A 22,588-nucleotide genomic window follows, 5' to 3' on the forward strand; every position below is an offset into this window, starting at 1 on the left:
TCAGGAGACATGACCATGGACAACCCGACTCCGAGCGAGGCCGGTGGCGCGGCCCTGCGCCGGGCCACCGACACCATCCGGCAGCTGCGGGCACAACTGGCACAGCAGCAGGCAGGCGGACCCGTCGCGATCGTCGGCGCGGGCCTGCGGCTCGCGGGCGGCATCACGGATCTGGACGGCTACTGGGCGGCCCTCGCCGCGGGCCGCAGCCTGATCACCGAGATGCCCCGGCATCGCCGCTGGCCGTTCGAGGACGAATGGGAATTCCTGCCCGCACGAGGCAGTTTCGTCGACGACGCCCTCGACTTCGATCCCGGCTTCTTCGGCATCAGCCCGCGTGCCGCGCAGGCCATGGACCCGCAGCACCGCATGCTGCTGGAGGTGACCTGGGAGGCGTTGGCGCACGCCGGAATTCGGCCCGAAGCGGTGCTGGGCGAGTCGGTGAGCGCCTTCGTCGGCATCACCGGCCGCCACGACTACGCCGACTGGGCCCGAGAGCGGATGGACGCGCACTGGGCACTGGGTCTCGGTCACCAGTTCGCCGCCGGTCGGCTCGCCTACCATTTCGGATTCACCGGCGCCGCGGTCACTTTCGACAGTGCGTGCTCGTCGTCCCTGGTGGCGGTCCATCACGCGGTCGGCGCGCTGCGGCGTGGCGAATCCGAGATCGCGGTGGCGGGCGGGGTCAATCTCATGCTGGCCCCGGGCTCCACCGAGGTGATCAACCAGACCGGAGCCCTCGCGCCCGACGGGCTGTGCAAGACCTTCGACGCCCGCGCCAACGGCTATGTGCGGGGCGAGGGCTGTGCCATGATCGTCCTGAAACGCCTGGCCGACGCCGAACGCGACAACGACCGGATCCTGGGCGTCATCCACGGCACCGCCGTCAATCAGGATGGTCGTTCCTCGGGTTTCACCGCGCCCAACGCGGATGCGCAGCGCCGGGTCATCGAAGCCGCGCTGGCCGACGCCGGCTGCAAACCCGAACAGATCGGACTGCTCGAAGCGCACGGCACCGGCACCTCCCTCGGGGATCCGATCGAGGTGAGCGCCATCGTCGCCGCGCTGAGCTCGCGCAACGGCGGCAAGCCGCTGCATGTGGGCTCGGTGAAGACCAACCTCGGTCACCTCGAGGCCGCCTCGGGAGTGGTCGGGCTGCTCAAGGCGATGCTGTGCGTCCGGGAACGCACGGTGCCGCCGGTCGCGCATTTCCACACCCTGAATCCGCGAATCGACCTGGAGGGCACCGACATCCGGATCTCCGGTCATGCCGCGCCCTGGTCGATCGACGAATCCGGGCCGCTCGCCGGAGTGAGCTCGTTCGGCGTCATCGGCACCAACGCGCACGCCGTCGTGGGCCCCGCCCCGGAGCGCCGCACCGCCACCGTCGCGGGAGCCGAGATCCCGCGCCCCGGCTGGCATCGCGTCACCTGTGTTCCGGGCCATCTCGGCACGCCCCCGCCTGTCACTCCGAGTCCGGTCTGAAAACCATTCCTGCACAGAGCACTTCATACAGAGAGGTATGCGCGGTGGTCGCACTCTTCACGCTTGCCGACGGTGTCTACACACCGACGGAGCTGGCTGCCAGCCCCTGGGATCAGTCACAGGTGAGCGGCACCGCCATCTGCGGTCTGCTCGCCCGTGCTGCCGAAACACACGCTCCGACAGGCCCTTTCGTACCGGCAAGGTTCACCGTGGATCTCTTCCGGCCGGTGCTCGCCGAACCGATCCAGGTCCGCGGTGCGGTGACGCGCGACGGCAGGCGGGTCCGAGTCGTCGACGTCGCGATCGTGCAGCGGGACGAGATCCGCGCCCGCGCGACGGTGATGCACCTGGTCGCGGGGCTGGAGCCCACCGGGCAGGTGTGGCAGCCCGGGCACGAACTGCCCACGCCCGAGCGGAATCCGGATCGCGGCGAATGGGATGACATGTTCCTGCTGAAATCCGGAGACGCGCCGTGGACGGCCGAGTTCGTCGCCGGTTTGAACGACGAGCGGAAATGCGTGTGGCACCGCGCCGTGCCCCTGGTGGCGGGCGAGCCCAATTCGCCCTTCCAGATCGCCGCCTACGTCGCCGACACGGCGAATATGGTGTGCAACTGGGGAACTCACGGCATCGGCTACATCAACTGCGATGTGACCATGACGCTGTCGCGCCTGCCCGCGGGCGACGAGGTGGGGCTGCAAGCCCAGGACCGGGTCGCGGCCAATGGCGTCGCGCTCGCCGCCGCCACCATGTACGACCGGAGCGGACCGCTGGGATTCTGTGTCGCCACCGGGATCTCGAATGTGCGCCGTCCGGTGGATCCGGCGGTTTTCGCCGCCGAGCAGACATCGAACTGGACATCCGCCTCGCTGCACTCGTGACGCCGGGCGGCCACAGACCGGAACGGACGAGAGGGACCGTCATGCGGATCGCGTACACACCGCGGCAAGAGGAACTACGAGCCGAACTGCGCGAATACTTCGCCCGGCTGATCACCCCGGAGCGGCGCGCGGCGCTCATCGTGGAGACCGGCGAATACGGCGAGGGTGATGTCTACCGCGAGGTGATCGCCGAGATGGGCCGCGACGGCTGGCTCGCGCTCGGCTGGCCGGAGGAGTACGGCGGTCAGGACCGCCCGGTCATGGATCAGCTGATCTTCAGCGACGAGGCCGCCGTCGCGGCCGTGCCAGTGCCCTTCCTGACCATCAACACGGTGGGGCCGATGATCATGCGCCATGGCAGCGCCGAACAGAAGAAGTTCTTCCTGCCCAGGATCGCGGCGGGCGAATTGCATTTCTCCATCGGCTATTCCGAGCCCGGCGCGGGTACCGACCTGGCTTCGCTGCGCACCACCGCGGTGCGGGACGGCGACGACTGGATCATCAACGGGCAGAAGATGTGGACCTCGCTGATCAGTTACGCCGACTACGTGTGGCTGGCGGCCCGCACCGCCCCGGATGCCGAAAAGCACAGCGGCATTTCGATGTTCATCGTGCCCACCTCGGCCGAGGGCTTCTCGTGGACGCCCGTGCACACCATGGCCGGGCCGGATACCTCGGCGACCTACTACCAGGACGTGCGGGTCGCGGACACCGATATGGTCGGCCCGGAGAACGGCGGCTGGGGGTTGATCGTCGACCAGCTCAACCACGAGCGGGTCGCCCTCGCCGGAGCCGGGCATCTCACCATGGCCCTGCAGCACACCGTCGACTGGGCACGGAACACCAGGACAGCGGCCGGTTCCCGGGTCATCGACAGCGAATGGGTCCAACTGCATCTGGCCCGGGTGCAGGCCCGGACCGAATATCTGAAGCTGCTGAACTGGGAGATCGCCGCGCGCGCCGACGTGGGGGGAACTGCCGCACCACGCCCGTGGGACGCCTCCTCCTGCAAGGTGTACGGGACCGAACTCGCCACCGAGGCCTACCGGCTGCTCATGGAGGTGCTCGGCCCGCAGGCGTACCTGCGGACCGACTCGGCGGGCGCGGCGCTGTTCGGCGTCCTCGAGCGACTGCACCGCGCCAGTCTCATCATGACCTTCGGCGGCGGCACCAACGAGGTCCAGCGCGACATCATCGCCATGTTCGCCCTCGGCCAGCCGCCCTCGCTGCGCTGACCCGGAATTAGTCAGAGTCGCAAGGGATGCTTACCCGATCGAGCCACGACGCTCGCCCCGTAGCGGAGGATTTCAGGGCCGGTGAACTCCGGCTCGGTGGAGCCGGACAGCGCGATGCGAGCACCGCACAGGACGGCCGCGCCCATCGCCGCCGTCATATCCGGATCATGCAGCGCCCCTGCGCAATACAGGGTGTCGCGGTAGTCGAGGCCACTCGACAGCCCTGCCGACAGCACGCGAGAGTGCCACTGCCGGTTGGTGATTCGCTCGACGGCCGGTCCCGCCGCGGTGTGGGTGACCGTGACGAACGCCGGCTGCTCGGCCGTGCCGGCGTTCGGCGTGTACCACCGCGGGAGTCGCACGGCGTCAGGGTCGACGGCATCCAGGTCGATGACATCGCGGGCCGGAAGGCCGGGCAGTGCGGGGTCCGCGATCACCGAGTCGATGCCGGACAACCCCATCGCGGTGGCCAGATCGCCATCCGCGGGCAGCAGCACCGCCACCGCGCCGAGCCGGGACAGCGCCGCCATCGAGAACAGGGCGGCGGGCCGCGCGGACATCACCACGCCCACCTGCGCACCGGGCCGGATCCCCGCACCGATCAGCGTCCGTACCACCCGGTCGACCTGCTCGTTCACCGCGACCTCGGATATCGCCCGCCCGTCGTGGAGCAGCAGATCCCGGGTGGAGGTGCGCGCGCCCAGGGCGCGACCGAGCGAAACCCTGGTGTCCGGCAGTATCCGCCCGGCCCGCGGTGGGCGCGGTGGCGCGAACAGCAGTCGCTGCGCCCGGGTTCGGTTCCGGGGCGGGCGCGTGCCGGGGTCGGTCATGACGGAGACGGTGTCCGGCAGCGCGCCGTCGCCGTGCGCCCAGTTCAGCCATCCGGCCACGGTGGGCCAGGTGATCGTCGCGGCATGTCGCCCGGCCACCAGCTTGTAGTGGCCCGCGTCCACGCTCACCTCGTACACGGGTGCGTTCCGCGCGGCATGTTCGATGCCGCGCACCGACGCGCCCGGCGCGAGCTGATCCCGCAGACCGACGACACCCAGGATCGGGCAGGACACCTCGCTCATGTCCAGCACCCGGCCGTCGACCACGAACCCGCCCGACCAGAGCCGGTTGCCGATGGCGAACTGGCGCAACAGATCCGAGGCAGCGGGGCCGGGATAGCCGATCCGGCCCTCACCCGCCATGAACCGCCGATGCCGTTCCGCGACCGGATCGCTCGGGACGTCGCCGGGATTGCGCAGGCCGCGCAGGCGATTGCGCAGCGAGCTCACCGGATCGACCAGGTCCCACCAGATCTTCAGGACCGTATCGGTGATCCTGGCCCCCTCGCGCACGGTTTCCGCGAAGTGGTTCGCCACCCGCGGTCCGAACGGCAGCCCGGCGGCGGTCCAGTCCACCATGCTGCCGATGCCCACCAGGCTCGCGAGACCGGCGCCGCCGCGGTGGGCGGCGGTCAGGTAGCCGAACATGCCGCCCTGGCAGTAACCCACGAGGTGGATGTCCCCGCCGGTCCGCTCCCGCATCGTGTCCACGGCGGCGGAGACGGCCAGCACGTGATCGTCCAGGGTCCGGGTCCAGCCGCCCTCTTCCGTTGCGGGCGAACCGAAGTCGATCACCCAGGGGTCGATGCCGGCCCGGTGCAGCGCTGCCACCGGGCCGTCGGCGGTATCGAGGTCGAAGACCTCTGCGCTCATCATGAGCGGAGGGATCAGCAGCGCGGCCGGGCCGTGGACCGGCTGTCGCTCGGGAAAGTAGCGCCGGAGCCGGTACATCGGGCGGGCTTCGGCGACGGCAAACGGGCTGGTGATGTGATCCATCGAACTCCCCAGTGGATGGGTTGGCGCGCAACGCTTTCGGTGATACCCCCGTGCGCTTCAGATAGAACGAGTTCTAGCAAAATTCCGGACGATGGTCTATATCTGGTTGATCACAACGTATTTCGTTGTCAAATACCTGTATCAACAACAGGAACACGTTATAACCTCAATCCGCTTGCTGGTGTGGGGTGGAGTAATCGGGCGGCGAAGATGGTTGAGCCGCAACATTTTTGCGCGATGAAGCGCGGTATTTATGAAACAGATTGGCGGAGAAGCTTTCTCGTTTCGTCCGCCGGTGGGAGGGACGATGGAAACGTTGCGGTGCCCGGTACACCCGTACCCGTCGCAGTCATCACGATCACTGAACCTGGACCCTGTCATGGACGAGGTGCGGTCCGGCGGCGGCATCGGCCGCGTGCAGTACCCGTACGGCGATGTGGCCTGGCTGGTCACCGGGTACGAGGATGTGCGAACCGTCTACTCGCAGAAGGCGTTCAGCAGGACCGGCATGTCGCAGGATTCCGCGCCGCGGCTCACCGCCGGCCTGCTGCTCCAGGGCGGCATCGGCAGCCTGGACGACAGCATCCACCTGAAGCTGCGTCGGGTCATCGGCCGGGAACTGACCAGTGCCCGCATGACGTCGCTGCGGGCCGCCACCGCAGCGCTCATGGGCCGCCGACTGGCCGAACTGGCCGCGACCGGGGGCGGCGACTACGTATCCGTTGTCGCCAAACCGTTCTCGCTCAATGTGCTCGGGGAACTGGTCGGCATACCCGAGTCCGATCAGCCCGACGTGGGCGCCTGGGTGAGTGCGCTGCTGTCGGACGCCTCCGCCTCCGAGGCGGGAGCGCGCGATGCGCAGGCCGCGCTGGAGGACCTCGGCAGGTACGTACTGAAACTACTCGCCGCCCGAAAGGCCGACCCGGCGGCGGATTTCGTCTCCGATCTGATTCGCCACGGCGCGGATCTGGAGAAGTGGGAGATCGTCACCGTTGTCTTCGCACTGGTTGTCGGCGGCTACGAATCCTCCGCGCATATGCTCGGCAAGGTCATTCTCCGCCTGCTGCTGAGCCCCGGACTGTGGACCGAACTCCGCGAGTCGCCGGAACGCATTCCCGCGGCGGTGGACGAACTGCTCCGCACCATCACCCTGGCCGGCGGCGAAGGACTGCCGTGGCGGGTCCGCGAACCCGTCCGGCTCGGCGGCGTGGATATGGCGCCCGGCGACTACGTGGTCCCCGCCATCGGCGCGGCCAACCTCGACGCGAGCGTGTACCCCGACCCGGAGCGCATCGATACCGCGCGAAATGCGAAGCCGCACATGGCGTTCGGCTACGGGACGCGCTACTGTCTGGGCTCCCCGGTGGCCCGCATGGAGCTGGAGGTGGGCATCGGAGCCCTGCTGCGCGACTACCCCGACGCCAGGCTCGCGGTACCACCCGAGCAGGTGCCGTGGCAGAGCGGCACAGCGGTATGGCAGCTGGCCGAACTGCCGATCATCCTGTGAAAGCCGTCGGAATCCTGCGCACCGGCGCATACGTGCCGCCCACCGAAGTCGGCAACGACCGTATCGCGCAGTGGGCGCACACCACCCCCGAATGGATACACGAGCGCACCGGCGTGGCCACCCGCCGCTATGCGGACGACACCGCGACCACCGCGGGCCTCGCACACGCGGCCGCACTCGACCTGCTCGGACCGGACCGGGCGCACTGGCCGCGCATCGGCGGCATCATCGTCGCCACCTCGACCGGTGACCAACCACAGCCCGCGACCGCCGCCACGCTGCAACACGAACTGGGACTCGGTGGAATACCCGCCTTCGACGTCAACTCGGTCTGCGTCGGATACCTGTTCGCGCTGACGGTCGCCGCCGGACTGTGCGAACGCGGCGGTGATCGGGACGGCCCGCTGCTGGTGGCCGCGACCGACATCTACTCCCGCATCATGAACCGGACCGACCGCACCACGGTGAGCCTGTTCGGCGACGGCGCGGGCGCGACCCTGGTCGGTCCGGTGCCCGCGGGATACGGCCTGCATGCGAGCCGGCTCGTCACCGACGGCGAATTACGTGCCCTGGTAGAGGTTCCCGCGACCGATCGGCTGTTCCGGATGGACGGCCGCGCGGTCCGCGACTATGTGCTCACCACCCTGCCCAAGATCATCGACGAGGCCCTGGGCGAATCCGGGCTCACCCTCGCCGACATGGACCGGATCATCCTGCACCAGGCCAACACCCGGCTGCTGGAAGCCTGCGTCCGCGAGCTCGGCGTGGATCCGGCGCGCGTGCCACTGACCGCGCCCCGCTACGGGAACACGGGCGCGGCGTCCATACCGCTGACCCTGCACGCCTCCCATCTGGAACGCCCGCTGCAGCGGGGTGAACGCCTGCTCCTCGCAGGCGTCGGCGGCGGCATGAGCGCCGGGGCGGTGGTGCTGACGTGGTACTGACCGTCATGAGATCGAAAGGCAGGCAATGAAACTCGAAGGCAGGGCCGTCGTCGTGACCGGCGCGACCCAGGGGCTCGGCTTCGCCATCGCGAGCCAGATGCTCGCCGAGGGCGCCGCGGTGATGTGCGCTGCGCGCACCGCAGGGAACTTCCAGGCGCTGAAGGAACAGTTCCCCGACCGGGCGCTGTTCCAGTCCGCCGACGTCACGGATCCGGACGCGGTGGAGCGACTGATGCGGGCCGCCGTGGAATCCTTCGGCGGGCTCGATGTCGTGGTCGCCAATGCCGGGGTGAGCCGCGACGGCCGGATCGAACATCTCGCCCCGGGCGACTGGGATGCCATGGTCGCCACCAACCTGACCGGAACCTTCCTGTGCACCCGGGCCGCGGTCCCGCACATGCGCGAACGCGGCGGGGTGATCATCAATATGTCCTCCTCCATGGCGAGCCGGGTGGCCGTCGGCGCGGCCGGTTACAGCGCCACCAAGGCCGCCATCGAGATGTTCACCAGAACCAGCGCGATCGAGCTGGGGCAGTACCGGATCCGGGTCAACGCGCTCGCACCCGGCATTCTCGACGCCGGTATGGGCGGGCGGCTCGCGGAGCACGAACGCGTGTGGGCGGCCTATCGCAAACGATTCGCACTGGGCCGCGCCGGTGCGGTGACCGAGGCCGCGCGGGCGGCCGTATTCCTCGCCTCCGCTGACGCCTCGTACGTCAACGGGGCGGTTCTCGACGTCAACGGAGGTTTGATGTGGGCCTGAACGATCAACGCAACAACCCGTTCACCGAACCCGAGCGGGAGAAACTCATAGCCCTGGGCCGAAAGCATGTGCTGGGCATGGAATTCACCGATGCGGAGCAGGTGTGGATCAGCTCCGGAATGGAACATCTGCTGCTGCACACCGTGGGCCGGCGCAGCGGCCGGGCGCACAAGGTCGCGCTGCCCTTCTGGGTCGACGGTGACGGGCACCGGGTGGTGGTCGCGTCCTTCGTCGGCGCGCCGCAGCATCCGGCCTGGTACTGGAACCTCACCGACGCCGACGCCAACGGCAAGGTGCTCGTGAAACTGCGGACCGGGGAGGTGTGGGTGCGGCCGGAGATCCTCGACGGGGCCGAATACCGGGAGCTGTGGGCGGCATTGACCGCCGACCGGGAGTTCTACCGCGACTACCAGTCCCGGACCGAACGGCGGATTCCGCTGGTACGGCTGCGTGAACTGTGAGCGAGACGAATTCGGCTGCGCTGGACGGTGTTCCGGCCACCGCACTGTGGATCCTGTGGAGCCGAGCGGTCGAATCCGCGCGGGCCGACTCGGAATTCAGCGATCCACTGGCCGAGCAGCTGTGCGCGGCCATCGACTTCGACTACTCGACCTTCGGCAGCCCGCGCCAGACCCAGGTGCTGCGCGCCCTCGCCATCGACACCGAAATCCGCCGCTTCCAGCATGATTCACCCGGCGGGACCGTGGTCGCGCTGGGCGAGGGATTGCAGACCACCTATTGGCGACTCGGGGAGCCGGAGTTGAACTGGCTGTCGGTGGACCTCCCGGAGATGATCGCACTGCGTGAGCGGCTGCTGCCCGCCGCGCCTCGGGTGCGCAACCTCGCGCTCTCCGCGCTGGACCGCTCCTGGTTCGACGCCGTCGATACCCGGGAGGTGCTCATCACCGCCGAGGGGCTGTTCATGTACCTGGAGCCGGACGACGTGTACGCACTCATCGGCGATATGGCGCAGCGGTTTCCGGGCGCGAGCGTCATCTTCGACGCGCTGCCGCCCTCCTTCACGCAGCGCACCGCCGAGGGCAGGACCATCGCCCGCGGCTCCGACTACGTGATACCGCCCATGCCGTTCGGTCTCACGGTGCCCGAGGCGCGCGCACTGCCGCAACGGATTCCAGGGGTCACCGGTTATCGCGAACTTCCCATGGCGGCGGGCCGCGGCTGGTGCCATCCGGCGCTGCTCGGCCTGCACCGGCGGCTGCCGCTGCTGCGCGACCACCGGCATTTCATCGCCCAGCTGAGCTTCGAATGACCCGGCCTCCCCGGTAGCCGGGCGCTCGGGTGGTCGACGCCGTCAAGCCCACTTAAGGTTCTCTTGGCAAACAGAACTGCGACCGGCCAGGGGAACATCAAGTGGGTAACAAGGCGCTGCCGTGGACCGCGGCCGACATTCCGGAGCTGAGCGGGCGCACCGCCGTCGTGACCGGAGCCAGTGCGGGGCTCGGGTTGGAGACGGCGCGGATGCTCGCCGAGCGGGGGGCACGGGTCGTCATGGCCTGCCGCAATGCCGAAAAGGCAGCGGGGGCGGTGGAATTCGTGCGGCAGACCGCGCCGACGGCCGAATTGCCGGTGCTGGAACTGGATCTGACGTCGCTGGAATCGGTGCGGGCGGCGGCCGCACGGTTGCCTCAGCTGGTCGAGCGGGTCGATCTGCTGATCAACAATGCGGGCACCATGAATCAGCGGCGGCTCGTCACCGTGGACGGGTTCGAGAACACCTTCGCCACCAATCATCTCGGGCCTTTCGCGTTCACCGGGCTGGTGCTGGATCTGGTGCTGGCCGCGCCCGGCGCGCGCATCGTCACCGTGGCCAGCGCGATGGCCGAGACGCGCAAGTCGCCGCTGGATCTCGATGATCTCGCCTTCGAGCAGCGCCGGTACCGGACCATGACCGCCTACGCGCAGTCCAAGCTCGCGAATCTGATGTTCACACAGGAACTGCAGCGGAAGCTCAACGGTACGGATGTCGAATTGTGCGCGGTCGCAGCGCATCCCGGTATCGCGGTGACCGAGTTCACGCGTAATCTGCCCGCGTCCGCGCGGTGGCTCGCGCATCCCTCGGTGCAGTGGCTGTTCAATCCGATTCAGCAGACGGCCACCATGGGCGCGCTGCCCACCCTGCGGGCTGCCGTCGATCCCGGGGTGCGCGGCGGTGAATTCTTCGGACCGGCAGGGAAATTCAAGGGGTTCCCGGTGCCGCTCGAACTGACCGGGCAGGCGTCCGACCCGGTGGTGTCCGATGCGCTGTGGGCGGCCTCGGAGAAACTCACCGGCGTCGTGTTCCGCATCGGCGAGGAGATGACCTCCGAATCCGCGTGAGGGCGCGGGCGCGCGGGAGCCGTGCTCGCGCATCGGACCGGGCGCGCGTGGGCGAGTGGACCGTGGGCCGGTCTGTGCGTGACGGGTGGGTTGCGGAGACCCGGTTGACAGCATAAGGGTTGCCTACGCTGGCATTGGGTCGCCGCGCCGGAGATCTGGATCCGGTCCGGCTGGTGCTCGGCGGCACCATGCTCCAATTGGTGCTCGTCTCCTGGACTTCCGCGATCATGCTGCTCAGCGAGCGCACCCTCGACGAGGCCCGCTTCTGGCTCGCGGGCTCCATCGCCGAACGCGATCTCGGCACCCTGCTTCCGCTGGTCCCCACCCTGCTCATCGGCGCGATCACGGCGCTCGCCATCGCACCCGCGCTCAACGCGCTCGCCCTCGGTGACGAAGCCGCTACCGCCCTCGGCCTCCCGGTCTCGCGAATTCGCCTGGCGGGCATGGTCGCCGTGGTCCTGCTGGCGGGCTCCGCCGTGGCCGTGGCCGGCCCGATCGCCTTCATCGGCCTCGGCGCACCCCACCTGGTCCGGCTGGTCACCGGCGGTGACCACCGCCTCCTGCTCCCCGGCTGCCTCATCGCGGGCCCGATCCTGATCCTCACCGCCGACATCATCGGCCGGCTCATCGCCCGCCCCTCCGAAGTGGAGGTCGGCATCGTCACCGCCTTCCTCGGCGCGATCCTGCTCGCAGTCCTGGCCCGCCGGAAGGAAAACCGATGAGCAACAAGCCTTCCCACGGGAGTCCTCCCCATCCTTCCGACACCTCCCGCCGTGATTCCGGACTCGGAGGGATGTTCTGTCTGCCGGACCCGACCGCCGCGACGCCGCCGGTGAGTTCTCTTGTCCGGCAACGGCGGAAGGTGCTCGCGCTCGGCGTCGGATGTGCGGCCCTGCTGGCCGTGCTGGCGACCATCGCGCTCGTGGCCGGTGAGATCGCGATGTCGGTGCCCACCGGGCTGTCCGCGGCCTTCGGGATCGGGGACGCGGGGGATGTGTATGTGGTGCAGCAGTTCCGGGCGCCTCGGCTGGTGGCCGGGATTGTCGCCGGGGCGGGACTGGCGCTGGCGGGCGCGATCCTGCAGCGCTTGTTCCGCAATCCACTCGCCTCACCGGATGTCATGGGCGTGACCGGCGGTGCCTCGCTCGGGGTCGTGCTGATCCTCGCCTTCGGGGCGAGTCAGGTGCTGATTCCGTTCGGCGCGCTCCTCGGTGGCGTATTCGCGGGAGTGCTGCTCATCCTGCTCGGGAGCCGGGCGGGACTGCCGGTCGCGCGGCTGGTGCTGGTCGGGCTGGCCGTGCAGGCGGGACTGGCGGCGGCGGTGAATCTGTTCGTGGTGCGGTTCCCCAAGGAGCTGGCCTCCTCGGCGACACAGTGGACGGTCGGCTCGCTGTACGGACGCACCTGGCCCGAGGTGCAGGGCGCCGCGCTCGCCAGTGCGGTCGTGCTGGTGCTGGTGTTCGTGCAGTACCGGACGCTGGCGACACTGGACCTCGGCGACGAATCCGCGGGCGCGCTGGGCATCACGGTATCCCGCGCGCGGATCCGGCTGCTCATGACAGCCGTCGTGCTGGCCGCGCTGGCGGCGGCCGTGGCCGGGCCCATCAGCTTCGTGGCGCTGGCCGTCCCGCAGCTGGTGCGGATGCTCGTCGGAGCGCCCACCGCCGCATCGCTTTTCGTCACCGGCCTGCTGGGCGCGACGCTGTTGGTCGGTTGTGACCTGGTGGCACAGCATCTTTCGCCGGTGAACGTGCCGGTCGGCATCGTCACCGCCACCGTCGGCGCGCCCTGGCTGCTGATACTCATGCTGCGCGAGAGCAGCCCGGCCCATCGGAGGACCGCATGAGCACGAACAGCCTCGCCACCCGGGGCCTGGCCCTGCACTACGGTGAGCGGGCCGTCATCGACGGACTGGATCTGGAACTACCCGGCGGCGCGGTCACCGCCATCGTCGGACCCAACGCCTGCGGCAAATCCACACTGCTGAAAACGCTTTCGCGATTGCTGCAGCCCTCGGACGGCGCGGTCACCCTCGACGGCGCGGATATCCATCGAATGTCGGCACGCGCCCTGGCGCTGAGGCTGGGACTGCTGCCGCAGCAGCCCATCACGCCCGAGGCCATCACCGTCGAAGCGCTGGTGCGCCTGGGTCGCTATCCGCATCAGCGGCTGCTGCGGCCCTGGTCCGCCGAGGACCAGTCGGCCGTCGACGAGGCCCTGCGGCGCACCGGCACCACCGAACTGCGCGACCGGCAGGTGGATCGGCTCTCCGGTGGGCAGCGCCAAAGAGTCTGGATCGCACTGGCTCTCGCCCAGGACACCGACCTGCTGCTGCTCGACGAACCCACCACCTTCCTGGACCTGCGCCACCAACTCGACGTCCTCGACCTGGTCGCCGAACTGCACGCCGACTCCGGCCGCACCGTGATCATGGTGCTGCACGACCTCGGCCAGGCCGCCCGCTACGCCGACCACCTGGTCGTTCTGCACGACGGCAGGCTGGCCGCCGCGGGACCGCCCGCCGACGTCCTCGACGCCGATCTGGTGCGCACCGTCTTCGGCGTCGACTGCCGTGTCATTCCCGACCCGGAAACCGGTACGCCGCTGGTGATTCCGACGCGCCGCGGCGCGCGTTCCCGCTGACCCCACAACACCCACGAAACGAGGACGAACCATGTCCAGACGACGATTCCGCAGGTCCGGAGCCGGTCGCGTCACCGCCGCGCTGGCGGCCGCCGCCATCGGCCTCGCGGGGCTGACCGCCTGCGGATCCGGCACCGGCGCAACCGATTCCGGCGTATCGGTGGCGGGACGAGGGGAGTTCCCGCGCACCCTCGACACCGTCATGGGGCAGGTGACCATTCCGAAGGCCCCGCAGCGGGTCGTCGTGCTCGACACCGCGGAACTGGACTCCACCACCCTGCTCGGCGTCAAGCCGGTCGGCGCGGTCGTCCCGCACACCAAGACCAAGGGCGGCTTCCCGGACTACCTGGGGGACAAGACCGAAGGCATCACCGATGTCGGCCCGCTGCTGGAGCCGAATCTGGAGCGCATCGCGTCGCTCAAGCCCGATCTCATCCTGTCGTCGAAGGTCCGGCACGAGAAGATCTACGACAAGCTGGCGGGCATCGCGCCCACGGTGTTCACCGAGACCACCGGCAGCACCTGGAAGGCCAACCTCCTCGTGCACGGTAAGGCGCTCGGGCTCGACCAGCAGGCCGCCGACGCGCTGCGCGCCTACGAGGGCCGCGCCCGCGCCCTCGGCGACCAGATCCGCGCCGCGAACAACGGTGTGGTGCCGTCTGTTTCGGTGATCCGCTTCCTGGCCGGGCCGACGCGGCTCTACCTGAGCAACTCCTACAGCGGCACCGTCATGGCCGATATCGGGCTGGCACGGCCGGACGTGCAGATCTCCACCGATCCCAAGAAGATCATGCAGGAGGTCAGCGCCGAGCAAATCGACCTGGCCGATGCCAACCTGATCTTCGTGGCCACCATCGAGGATCCGAGCAAGACCGAAAAAGACGCTGTCACAACCAGTCCCGTCTGGAAGGACCTGCGCGCGGTGCGCGACGGCAAGGTCTTCCAGGTGCCGGACGAGACCTGGATGTCGGGCATAGGCATCCAGGCCGCCGACCGGATGCTCGCCGACGTCGCCACGGCGACCGGGGTGAAGTAGCCCGTTCCCGGAAAACGAATACCCCGCCGGACTGCCCGGCGGGGTATTCGCTCGTATTCGGTTGCGGGAGAATCAGTCCCGCAGGCCCGGATCCACATCGTCGTCGGTGAGCAGTGCGCTGCCCGCCACCCGATCCTGTGCCAGCGCGTCCAGGAAGGCCCGTGCCCACCGGTCCACATCGTGGGTGAGCACCTGACGGCGCAGCGAACGCATCCGCCGCCGCCTGGTCTCCCGATCGTCCTCCAGCGCCCCGGTGAGGGCTTCCTTCACGCTCTCCAGGTCGTGCGGATTGCACAGGTAGGACTGCCGCAATTCCGCTGCCGCACCGGTGAACTCGCTCAACACCAGCGCGCCGCTCAAGCCGCCCTGGCAGGCCACGTACTCCTTGGCCACCAGGTTCATGCCGTCACGCAGCGGCGTCACCACCATGACATCGGCGGCCACGAAGAACGAGATCAGCTCGTCGCGCGGGATCGGCCGGTGCAGGTAGTGCACGACCGGATAACCCACCCGGGAGAACTCGCCGTTGATCCGGCCCACCTGACGTTCGATATCCCCGCGCATCTGCTTGTAGGACTCGACGCGCTCCCGGCTCGGTGTGGCCAGCTGCACCATCACCGTCTCCTCCGGATTCACCCGGCCCTCGTGCAGCAGCTCCTCGAGCGCGGCGAGGCGGATGTCGATGCCCTTGGTGTAGTCCAGACGGTCGACGCCCAGCAGGATGTTCTTCGGATTACCAAGCTCCGCACGGATTTTCGCGGCACGCTCGCGCACGGTGCGCCGCCGCGAGTACTCGTCCAGCTCGGTCGAGGTGATGGAGATCGGGAACGCGCCCACCCGCACGGTGCGGAAACCCACCTGCACCACACCGAGTTTCGAGCGGACGCCCACATTGCCGCGCGAAGTCGGCTGTCCGGCAAGCCTTCTCGCCAGATACAGGAAGTTCTGCGCGCCGCCGGGCAGATGGAAACCGATCAGATCCGCGCCCAGCAGACCCTCGACGATCTCGGTGCGCCACGGCATCTGCATGAACAGTTCCACCGGCGGGAACGGAATGTGCAGGAAGAAGCCGATGGTCAGATCCGGTCGCAGCATGCGCAGCATCTTGGGCACCAGCTGCAGCTGATAGTCCTGCACCCAGACGGTCGCGCCCTCGGCGGCCACCTTCGCGGTGTACTCCGCGAAGCGGCGGTTCACCTGCACGTACGCCTGCCACCAGGTGCGGTCGTACACCGGCCGCACGATCACATCGTGATACAGCGGCCACAGCGTGGCATTGGAGAAGCCCTCGTAGTAGTCGGCGACCTCATCCGAGGACAGCGGAACCGGATGCAGCTCCAGCCCGTCCTCGACGATCGGGTCGATCTCCACATCGGGAACGCCGGCCCAGCCGACCCACGCCCCCTTGTTGTTGCGCAGCACCGGCTCCAGTGCGGTCACCAGACCGCCGGGACTGCGCTTCCATCGTGTGGTGCCATCGGGGAGTTTTTCCAGGTCGACCGGTAGCCGGTTCGCGACGACGACGAATCCGGAGCCGGAGCCTTCCGGGTTCACGGGTCATTCGCCTCGCGAGTTCGGGCCGATACCCAGCATCGACAGCAGCATGCGGCACTCGTCGGCATCCGCGGCGTACGCGGCCACGACACGCTGGGCCTGGCGGGCGGTCTCGTCGGCGAGCGGTTCCAGATCGTCGTCCGCGATGTCGTTGGCGGTGCTCTTCGCGGCCATAATCAAGTCCTCTCGGGGAAGTCAGCCTAGGTCTCGAGAGTCCATCGTATCTGCCAGGCATTTCCGGCATGTTCTCTCGGGGCGCAGCGTGCCCGGACCGCAATGCTCCGAAACGCCCGCGCGACCAATACCTATACGGTGAGAGTGCACTTGTTCCAACCGATGAAGGGGTCGCTGCCATGCCGTTGGCCACGGTGAACGGAATCTCGCTGAACTACCAGGTCAAGGGAGACCGGTCCAAAGGCACCGACGTCAAGGGAGCCGGGCCGCTGGTCGTCATGATCATGGGAACGGGCAGCCCGGGGCGGGTGTGGGAGCTGCACCAGGTGCCCGCGCTGGTCGCGGCCGGCTACCGGGTCTGCACCTTCGACAATCGCGGTATCGCGCCCTCCTTCGAATCGCCGAACGGCATCCACATCGACGATCTCGTGCGCGACACCGCCGGGCTCATCGAATTCCTCGGCGAGGGACCGGCCCTGGTGGTCGGTCAGTCCATGGGCTCGCGGGTGGCGCAGGAACTCGCGCTGGCCCGGCCGGACCTGGTGCGCAAGGCCGTCTTCCTGGCCGGGCACGGTCGCCTCGACCAGTTCCAGAAGACGCTCTCGCTCGGCGAATACGATCTCGACGTGAGCGGGGTGCAGCTGCCGCCCAAGTACGAGGCCGCGCTGACCGCGATCATGAACATCTCCCCGGCCACCATGGCCGATCCCAACAAAGCCCGTGACTGGCTGGACCTGTTCGAATTCACCGGCGGCCCGGTCACGCCGGGCGTGCGCGCGCAGCGTCGCATGGACCACGATTTCGAGCGGCTCACCGCCTACCGCGGCATCAAAGTTCCGTGCCTGTCCGTCGGTTTCGCCGATGACCGGATGATCCCGCCCTACCTGTCACGCGAGGTGGCCGAGGCCATTCCGGGCGGCCGCTACCAGGAGGTTCCCGACGCCGGGCACTTCGGCTACCTGGAGCAGCCGGAGACCGTCAACAAGCTGCTGCTGGAATTCTTCGCGGCGTGATGCTGAAGGTAACCACCAACTCGTAACGCCCGCCTTGCTAGGGTCCATATCAACGTCGGGGGTTCGTTGCAGCGCTGTGGTGCCTCACCTCAGCTTCTGGGCGATCCGTCTACGTCCCGTACACAGCGCCAGTATCCAGTGAGGTGAAATGAGCACCAATCCCTTCGATGATGAAGACGGCCGGTTCTTCGTCCTTGTCAACGACGAGGAGCAGCATTCCCTGTGGCCGGCTTTCGCCGAGGTCCCGGCGGGTTGGCGAGTCGTGTTCGGCGAGGACAGCCGGGCCGCCTGCGTCGAGTACGTAGAGAAGAACTGGACGGACATGCGTCCCAAGAGCCTGCGCGATGCCATGGCCGCCGACGACGCGGCCCGTCAGGCGGCGCAGTCCTGATCTTCGCGGTCGACCCGATACTGCGCAGGAACGGTTCCCGAATGCGGCGCGCGGACACCCGCGCCCGCATTCGGACCGACCTGGCACGCATCGGCTCAACCCGGTGAACTCCGGCTTTCCGCGCAGCCGGTGCACCTGGTTATGATGAACACCGCTTCCGCCTCCTTAGCTCAGTGGTAGAGCACCGCTCTTGTAAAGCGAAGGTCGTCAGTTCAATCCTGACAGGGGGCTCCACCGGCTCGAGGGCACAGCTTTCCCTGTGCCCTCGAGCCATTTCGGTTCCTGCTTCTCCGCACACTCGATGAGCATCGGCCCGAAAACCGGATGGGCGGCCAGCGCCGCGAGACTCTCCTCCGCCTCGGCATGGCGGACCCAGCCCGTCACATCCAGATAGCCGCGGACATCCACCTCCGCGATCGGGATGCCATGGGCCACCAGCGCTTCCATCACACGAAGGTCTATGCCGTGGCCGGACATCTTGCCGCCGTTGGGATGTACGGGATCGCCGTCCGCGATCAGCGCGGCGGCCATCCGCGGAATCAACTCCAGCAGCGGGCGTGGCCACAGCGCGGGTGGCCAGGTGGCTCGCCGCTTCTCGACGATTCCGGACCAGCGCGGGAATCCGATGGTGCGCGACAGCCAGCCGGCTCGTCCGTCCGCCGGGAGAATCCGCGCATCGCCCCGGCCCGTCAGGGCGTCGGTGACACCGCAGTCGACGAGCAACTCCAGCCACCAGCCGTCGATGCCCTTGGCTGTGGGCAGTAGATCGAGCAGCACGCCGCGTGCCCGGGTCGACTCCCGAGCCATCCGCACGAGCGTGCCGCGCCACGCCTTCCAGACCCCGAGTGGCGCATGCCGAGTGGGCCAGAGCGGCAACAACTGCTCCAGCAGCACGCGGGTGACCTCGAACTGATCGGCCCCGGCCGCTCGGACCATTCGATTCAGATCCCGTGGCAGTTGGCCGCCCGGCACCGCACCCGCTCGGGTGGCGGTGACGGTCCGTGCGATGAAGGCGATCAGGGCAGCCGATTCGCCGCGGGCGGCCGCGAATCCGACCGGGGGAACGGGCCCGCTGTCCCGCCACGGCAGGCTGTGCGCCCCGACGCCGAGTTCACCCACATGGAGGCCGCCGTCCTCACCTGTCCAACCGTGCGCGCGCAGGTCGGCCGGGTCGGCGACGCGGAACACCTCGCGCAGCACCCTGACGGTGGCGGCGGCGATGATCCGGCAGGTCTCGGGACCGGGTGCGCCTGCGGATAGCCGCCAGTATCGGACGTAGGTGGCGGGATCCGGTGCGGCCCAGCCGAGTTCGCGCAGTCGGCGCATGTCGGCCTCCGACAGGTGCCGCTCCGGTTCCACGGTCACCTCGTTCGAGCTCGCGTCGGCGAACAGCTCGTCGCCGTCGCGCGTGATCGTCACGAAATGGTTGGTATCGCCGAACCGGTCGTACCCGTTGGCCTCGAGGGTGAGCCGCAGCTCGATTTCGCTCGCCAGCAGCGTGCACAATCTGTCCTCGAAAGCCGCCCAGTTGTCGCCTGTCTCGGGCTGCGCGAAAGCCACTGTCCCCCCACATAAATCGCGGCTCTATGAGCCGGTGCCGCATTGTGCGGGACATACTCGCATGCCGCACCGACCGAATGGCGGATGGAGCTGGTGCGGCCGTGACTGTTGCCACAAAGGTTGCTCCGGATTGTCCTGAGACGCTTGGATCGGCTGTGTCAGACAGTCGGTCAATTGGGTCCTGGGGGAGTTGTAGTGGCACGTCATCGTTTGCGTACCAAGAAGATCGGTCGAGGGGCGGTGCTGGGGGCTTTGCCGCTGGCGGTGTCGCTGACCTGTGCGGGTCTGGCTTCGGCTGATCCGGTCGAGCGGGCTGGGTATACCGAGGTGGAGGCCACGGGGTTCGCGCCGGGGCAGCCGATTTTCGTGGCCGCTCAGGCCGTCGCGGGAACCGCGCTCGAAGCTGTGGCGCCGGTGGCAGAAGTCGGCACGCCGGTGGTTGAAGTTGCCGCGCCGGTGGCTGATGTTGCCGTGGCGGAGCCGGTTGCGGCTGATCCGAACAAGATTGGGCAGGCGGCGCTGGCCGGGGCCGGGATCGGGGCGGCGGTCGCGGGGATTCCGGCCGCGGCTGTTGGTGCGGTCGTGGGTGGAGTGATCGGTGCGGGAATTGGTGTGGGCGCCGGGCTCGCGGTGGCCGGGGCGGGTACCGCGCTGGTGGCTTCGCTGACCGTGCTCGGGACCTGCCTGCCGGTCGCCACCTGCTTGATTTCGCTGCCCGCGCTGGCGGCGGAGTTCGCGGCCGCCGTGCCGATCGCCGGTGGGGCGATGGTCGCGGGTGGTGTGATCGGTGCGGGAATCGGTGGAGTCATCGGCGCGGGCGTGGCCGGTATTCCGGCCGCCGGGGTCGGTGCGCTCGTGGGCGCCGGGATCGGTGCCGGTGCGGGTGCGGCCGGACTGGTGCCGTAATCGGCCGGTGCCGTAGGCGCGGAATGTGATCGCTCGAGGGTGCGGGGGTTACTCCGTGCCCTCGAGGCGTTTCCGGGGTAGGGAGGTCGTTCCCAGGAAACTCCCAGCGGGAGCCCAGGAAGGGCTGGGGTGTGGGACAGAATATGAGGTCATGACAGGTGTGCCCGCGCGTGAACCCGAGGCCAGAGTGCTGGTGGTCGATGATGAGCCGATGATCGTCGAGTTGCTGACGGTCAGTTTGCGGTATCAGGGGTTCGAGGTGGCGAGTGCGGCCGGGGGGACCGAGGGGCTGGACAAGGCGAAGACGTTCAAGCCGGATGCGCTCATCGTGGATGTGATGATGCCGGGGATGGACGGGTTCGGGCTGCTGCGTCGGCTGCGGGCCGACGGGATCGACGCGCCGGTGCTGTTCCTCACCGCCCGCGACGAGGTGGAGGACAAGGTCACCGGGCTCACGCTGGGGGCGGACGACTATGTGACCAAGCCCTTTTCGCTGGAAGAAGTCGTTGCCCGGCTGCGGGTGATCCTGCGGCGGTCGGGGCGGGTCGCGCCGGAGACCAAGTCGTCGCGGTTGAGATTCGCGGATATCGAGCTCGACGACGATACGCACGAGGTGTGGAAGGCGGGGGAGGCGGTCGCGCTGTCGCCCACCGAGTTCACGCTGCTGCGGTACTTCCTGGTGAACGTGGGCACGGTGCTGAGCAAGCCGCGGATCCTGGATCACGTGTGGCGCTACGACTTCGGCGGTGAGGTCGGGGTGGTCGAGACCTATGTGTCGTATCTGCGCAAGAAGGTCGACACCGGGCCGGATCGGCTGATCCACACGCTGCGCGGGGTGGGATATGTGATGCGGGAGCCGAATCGCGGCCGGTCGGGCGTGCAGTGAACGTCGCGGGCACGCGGCGGCGGCTGACCGATCGGTCCGCGGCCATACCGCTGCGGACCACGCTGGTGCTGGCGCTGCTCGCGCTGTCGGGGGTCGGGCTGCTGGTCTTCGGGATCGCGGTGACCTCGGCCATGAACCGGGTGCTCATCGACGGGGTGGACAAGCAGCTGAGCGAGGCCGCGCACACGTGGGCCGCGCCGGGAGCCCCGCCGCCGGGACCACTGCCGGTGCGGGAGCGCCCGCCCACGCTGTTCTACGTGAAGGTGTACGACGCTGAGGGCAGGCAGGTGCTGCATCTGCCCGCGGGGACGCATGTGCCGGAGCTGCCGGAGGACCTCGGGCGGCACGCCGTCACCGTCGGCTCGGTGGGGGACGCCTCGGTGAAGTGGCGGGCGCTGCGGATCGAGAACCCCTCGGGCTCCAGCACCGTCGCGCTGCGGCTGGACGCCACCACCTCCATCATCGACCGGCTGGTTGCGCTGCAGCTGGTGATCGGCACCATGGTGCTGGTGGCGCTGGCCGTCATCGCGCGACTGGTGATCAGCCGCAGCCTGAAACCGCTGCGGCAGGTGGAGGAGACCGCCGCCGCCATCGCGGGCGGGGATCTGCATCGGCGAGTTCCGGTGCGCGGCAATGACACCGAGGTCGATCACCTGTCGCAGTCGCTGAACACCATGCTGCATCAGATCCAGCAGGCGTTCGCCACCACCGAGGCGTCCGAGGAGGCGGCGCGGCGCTCCGAGGCCAAGATGCGGCGGTTCGTCGCGGACGCGAGTCATGAACTGCGGACGCCGCTTACGACCATCAAGGGGTTCTCGGAGCTGTACCGGCAGGGCGCGATCGACGATGCCGCCATGGTGATGGACCGCATCGAGCACGAGTCGAAACGTATGGGGCTCTTGGTCGAAGACCTGCTCATGCTGGCGCGACTGGACGCCCAGCGGCCGGTGGAGCGACGGCCCGTGGATCTGCTCACCCTGGCCAGTGACGCCGTGCACGGGGCGCGGGCGGTCGCCGCGGTCCAGCATCCGGACGGGCCCGCGCGGCCCATCGATCTCCAGATCGCTTCCGGCGAAGGCACATTGGAGTTGCTCGGCGACGAGGCGAGGCTGCGGCAGGTGCTCGCCAACCTGGTCAACAACGCGCTCGTGCACACACCCGCCGACGCCGCCGTGACGGTGCGGCTCACCCCCGCCGAACAGCACGTGCTGCTGGAGGTCGCCGACACCGGGCCGGGGTTGAAAGCCGAACAGGCGGAACGGGTTTTCGAGAGGTTCTATCGCACCGACAGCTCCCGCACCCGGGGCAGCGGCGGCGGCACCGGGCTGGGACTGTCCATCGTGCAGGCGCTGGTCACCGCGCACGGCGGCACGGTCTCGGTGACCAGCACGCCGGGAGCGGGCACCACCTTCACGGTGCGCCTGCCCCGGACGCCCGGCTGAGAAGG

At 68.7% G+C, this 22,588-nt stretch carries 22 protein-coding genes and 1 tRNA gene; 19 read left to right on the forward strand and 4 right to left on the reverse strand.

All coding sequences use genetic code 11. The features are described from left to right. Positions 1 to 9 precede the first annotated feature (9 nt). From JK358_RS24245 to JK358_RS24255, 3 genes are read left to right on the forward strand one after another with little or no spacing between them, the layout of a single operon-like run. Complete coding sequence (locus JK358_RS24245; protein WP_232851781.1) at positions 10 to 1,485, forward strand: beta-ketoacyl [acyl carrier protein] synthase domain-containing protein; 1,476 nt, start codon at positions 10 to 12, stop codon at positions 1,483 to 1,485. Positions 1,486 to 1,529: 44 nt separating this feature from the next. Further along, positions 1,530 to 2,366, forward strand: coding sequence for an acyl-CoA thioesterase domain-containing protein (locus JK358_RS24250; protein WP_201950908.1), 837 nt, complete (start codon positions 1,530 to 1,532; stop codon positions 2,364 to 2,366). Positions 2,367 to 2,407: 41 nt separating this feature from the next. Continuing rightward, on the forward strand, positions 2,408 to 3,601 hold the full coding sequence (locus JK358_RS24255) for an acyl-CoA dehydrogenase family protein (RefSeq protein WP_201950910.1): 1,194 nt from the start codon (positions 2,408 to 2,410) through the stop codon (positions 3,599 to 3,601). Positions 3,602 to 3,612: 11 nt separating this feature from the next. On the opposite strand, the gene JK358_RS24260 is transcribed toward JK358_RS24255, so the two are convergent. Next, a complete protein-coding gene (locus JK358_RS24260) occupies positions 3,613 to 5,427 on the reverse strand; it encodes a hypothetical protein (RefSeq protein WP_201950912.1) in 1,815 nt (604 codons plus the stop codon). 379 nt (positions 5,428 to 5,806) lie between these two features. Here JK358_RS24260 and JK358_RS24265 point away from each other — a divergent pair, with 379 nt between their 5' ends. The 10 genes from JK358_RS24265 (at position 5,807) to JK358_RS24310 (ending at position 14,657) form a co-directional block, all read left to right on the forward strand. Then, the gene (locus JK358_RS24265; RefSeq protein ID WP_201950919.1) at positions 5,807 to 6,934 is read left to right on the forward strand and encodes a cytochrome P450; all 1,128 of its coding nucleotides are present in this window, start codon (positions 5,807 to 5,809) and stop codon (positions 6,932 to 6,934) included. Beyond that, positions 6,931 to 7,878, forward strand: a complete 948-nt coding sequence (locus JK358_RS24270; protein ID WP_201950920.1) for a 3-oxoacyl-ACP synthase III family protein — start codon at positions 6,931 to 6,933, stop codon at positions 7,876 to 7,878. The genes JK358_RS24265 and JK358_RS24270 overlap by 4 nt, the downstream gene beginning before the upstream one ends. 25 nt (positions 7,879 to 7,903) lie before the next feature. Beyond that, positions 7,904 to 8,641 carry an SDR family NAD(P)-dependent oxidoreductase gene (locus tag JK358_RS24275; protein ID WP_201950921.1) on the forward strand — a complete coding sequence of 246 codons (738 nt, stop codon included), beginning with the start codon at positions 7,904 to 7,906 and terminating at the stop codon, positions 8,639 to 8,641. Then, complete coding sequence (locus JK358_RS24280) at positions 8,632 to 9,102, forward strand: nitroreductase/quinone reductase family protein (protein WP_201950926.1); 471 nt, start codon at positions 8,632 to 8,634, stop codon at positions 9,100 to 9,102. The genes JK358_RS24275 and JK358_RS24280 overlap by 10 nt, the downstream gene beginning before the upstream one ends. Continuing rightward, positions 9,099 to 9,911 (forward strand): class I SAM-dependent methyltransferase, encoded by an 813-nt coding sequence (locus JK358_RS24285; RefSeq protein ID WP_201950929.1) that lies wholly within the window; start codon positions 9,099 to 9,101, stop codon positions 9,909 to 9,911. Before JK358_RS24280 ends, JK358_RS24285 begins: the two co-directional genes overlap by 4 nt. A gap of 101 nt (positions 9,912 to 10,012) precedes the next feature. Further along, entirely contained in the window at positions 10,013 to 10,978 is a 966-nt protein-coding gene (locus JK358_RS24290) for an oxidoreductase (RefSeq protein WP_307817705.1), read from the forward strand. 119 nt (positions 10,979 to 11,097) lie between these two features. Further along, a complete protein-coding gene (locus tag JK358_RS24295; protein ID WP_201950932.1) occupies positions 11,098 to 11,700 on the forward strand; it encodes a FecCD family ABC transporter permease in 603 nt (200 codons plus the stop codon). Beyond that, entirely contained in the window at positions 11,697 to 12,824 is a 1,128-nt protein-coding gene (locus JK358_RS24300) for a FecCD family ABC transporter permease (RefSeq protein WP_232851783.1), read from the forward strand. The genes JK358_RS24295 and JK358_RS24300 overlap by 4 nt, the downstream gene beginning before the upstream one ends. Next, a complete protein-coding gene (locus JK358_RS24305) occupies positions 12,821 to 13,621 on the forward strand; it encodes an ABC transporter ATP-binding protein (RefSeq protein WP_201950934.1) in 801 nt (266 codons plus the stop codon). Before JK358_RS24300 ends, JK358_RS24305 begins: the two co-directional genes overlap by 4 nt. Before the next feature lie 31 nt (positions 13,622 to 13,652). Beyond that, the gene (locus JK358_RS24310; RefSeq protein WP_201950936.1) at positions 13,653 to 14,657 is read left to right on the forward strand and encodes an ABC transporter substrate-binding protein; all 1,005 of its coding nucleotides are present in this window, start codon (positions 13,653 to 13,655) and stop codon (positions 14,655 to 14,657) included. Between the two features lie 72 nt (positions 14,658 to 14,729). Here JK358_RS24310 and JK358_RS24315 read toward each other — a convergent pair whose 3' ends face one another. Both JK358_RS24315 and JK358_RS24320 read right to left on the reverse strand, forming a co-directional pair. Next, positions 14,730 to 16,211, reverse strand: coding sequence for an alpha,alpha-trehalose-phosphate synthase (UDP-forming) (locus JK358_RS24315; RefSeq protein ID WP_201950938.1), 1,482 nt, complete (start codon positions 16,209 to 16,211; stop codon positions 14,730 to 14,732). Between the two features lie 3 nt (positions 16,212 to 16,214). Next, complete coding sequence (locus JK358_RS24320) at positions 16,215 to 16,385, reverse strand: hypothetical protein (RefSeq protein WP_201950940.1); 171 nt, start codon at positions 16,383 to 16,385, stop codon at positions 16,215 to 16,217. A gap of 179 nt (positions 16,386 to 16,564) precedes the next feature. Here JK358_RS24320 and JK358_RS24325 point away from each other — a divergent pair, with 179 nt between their 5' ends. The 3 genes from JK358_RS24325 to JK358_RS24335 all read left to right on the forward strand — a co-directional run bounded on the left by JK358_RS24325 (position 16,565) and on the right by JK358_RS24335 (position 18,023). Continuing rightward, entirely contained in the window at positions 16,565 to 17,398 is an 834-nt protein-coding gene (locus JK358_RS24325) for an alpha/beta fold hydrolase (protein ID WP_201950943.1), read from the forward strand. A 148-nt stretch (positions 17,399 to 17,546) separates the two neighbouring features. Beyond that, on the forward strand, positions 17,547 to 17,789 hold the full coding sequence (locus JK358_RS24330) for an MbtH family protein (protein WP_019931522.1): 243 nt from the start codon (positions 17,547 to 17,549) through the stop codon (positions 17,787 to 17,789). A 159-nt stretch (positions 17,790 to 17,948) separates the two neighbouring features. Then, positions 17,949 to 18,023 (forward strand) — tRNA-Thr (locus JK358_RS24335). On the opposite strand, the gene JK358_RS24340 is transcribed toward JK358_RS24335, so the two are convergent. Further along, positions 17,997 to 19,349, reverse strand: coding sequence for a TY-Chap domain-containing protein (locus tag JK358_RS24340; protein ID WP_201950947.1), 1,353 nt, complete (start codon positions 19,347 to 19,349; stop codon positions 17,997 to 17,999). The genes JK358_RS24335 and JK358_RS24340 overlap by 27 nt on opposite strands. A gap of 195 nt (positions 19,350 to 19,544) precedes the next feature. On the opposite strand from JK358_RS24340, the gene JK358_RS24345 reads away from it, so the two are divergent. The 3 genes from JK358_RS24345 to JK358_RS24355 all read left to right on the forward strand — a co-directional run bounded on the left by JK358_RS24345 (position 19,545) and on the right by JK358_RS24355 (position 22,583). Continuing rightward, the gene (locus JK358_RS24345) at positions 19,545 to 20,255 is read left to right on the forward strand and encodes a hypothetical protein (protein ID WP_201950950.1); all 711 of its coding nucleotides are present in this window, start codon (positions 19,545 to 19,547) and stop codon (positions 20,253 to 20,255) included. A 151-nt stretch (positions 20,256 to 20,406) separates the two neighbouring features. Next, the gene (locus JK358_RS24350) at positions 20,407 to 21,141 is read left to right on the forward strand and encodes a response regulator transcription factor (RefSeq protein WP_201950953.1); all 735 of its coding nucleotides are present in this window, start codon (positions 20,407 to 20,409) and stop codon (positions 21,139 to 21,141) included. Then, positions 21,138 to 22,583: a sensor histidine kinase gene (locus JK358_RS24355; RefSeq protein ID WP_307817706.1), complete on the forward strand. Its 1,446-nt coding sequence runs from the start codon at positions 21,138 to 21,140 to the stop codon at positions 22,581 to 22,583. Before JK358_RS24350 ends, JK358_RS24355 begins: the two co-directional genes overlap by 4 nt. Positions 22,584 to 22,588: the final 5 nt, after the last annotated feature.

It is taken from the genome of Nocardia acididurans (assembly GCF_016741815.1).
Lineage (GTDB): Bacteria > Actinomycetota > Actinomycetes > Mycobacteriales > Mycobacteriaceae > Nocardia > Nocardia acididurans.

Bases quoted from the DNA above. Each gene is read 5' to 3' on its own strand.
- JK358_RS24245 (WP_232851781.1), top strand. From the start codon at position 10: ATGACCATGGACAACCCGACTCCGAGCGAGGCCGGTGGCGCGGCCCTG.
- JK358_RS24255 (WP_201950910.1), top strand. From the start codon at position 2,408: ATGCGGATCGCGTACACACCGCGGCAAGAGGAACTACGAGCCGAACTG.
- JK358_RS24260 (WP_201950912.1), bottom strand. From the start codon at position 5,427: ATGGATCACATCACCAGCCCGTTTGCCGTCGCCGAAGCCCGCCCGATG.
- JK358_RS24265 (WP_201950919.1), top strand. From the start codon at position 5,807: ATGGACGAGGTGCGGTCCGGCGGCGGCATCGGCCGCGTGCAGTACCCG.
- JK358_RS24275 (WP_201950921.1), top strand. From the start codon at position 7,904: ATGAAACTCGAAGGCAGGGCCGTCGTCGTGACCGGCGCGACCCAGGGG.
- JK358_RS24300 (WP_232851783.1), top strand. From the start codon at position 11,697: ATGAGCAACAAGCCTTCCCACGGGAGTCCTCCCCATCCTTCCGACACC.
- JK358_RS24305 (WP_201950934.1), top strand. From the start codon at position 12,821: ATGAGCACGAACAGCCTCGCCACCCGGGGCCTGGCCCTGCACTACGGT.
- JK358_RS24310 (WP_201950936.1), top strand. From the start codon at position 13,653: ATGTCCAGACGACGATTCCGCAGGTCCGGAGCCGGTCGCGTCACCGCC.
- JK358_RS24320 (WP_201950940.1), bottom strand. From the start codon at position 16,385: ATGGCCGCGAAGAGCACCGCCAACGACATCGCGGACGACGATCTGGAA.
- JK358_RS24325 (WP_201950943.1), top strand. From the start codon at position 16,565: ATGCCGTTGGCCACGGTGAACGGAATCTCGCTGAACTACCAGGTCAAG.
- JK358_RS24330 (WP_019931522.1), top strand. From the start codon at position 17,547: ATGAGCACCAATCCCTTCGATGATGAAGACGGCCGGTTCTTCGTCCTT.
- JK358_RS24350 (WP_201950953.1), top strand. From the start codon at position 20,407: ATGACAGGTGTGCCCGCGCGTGAACCCGAGGCCAGAGTGCTGGTGGTC.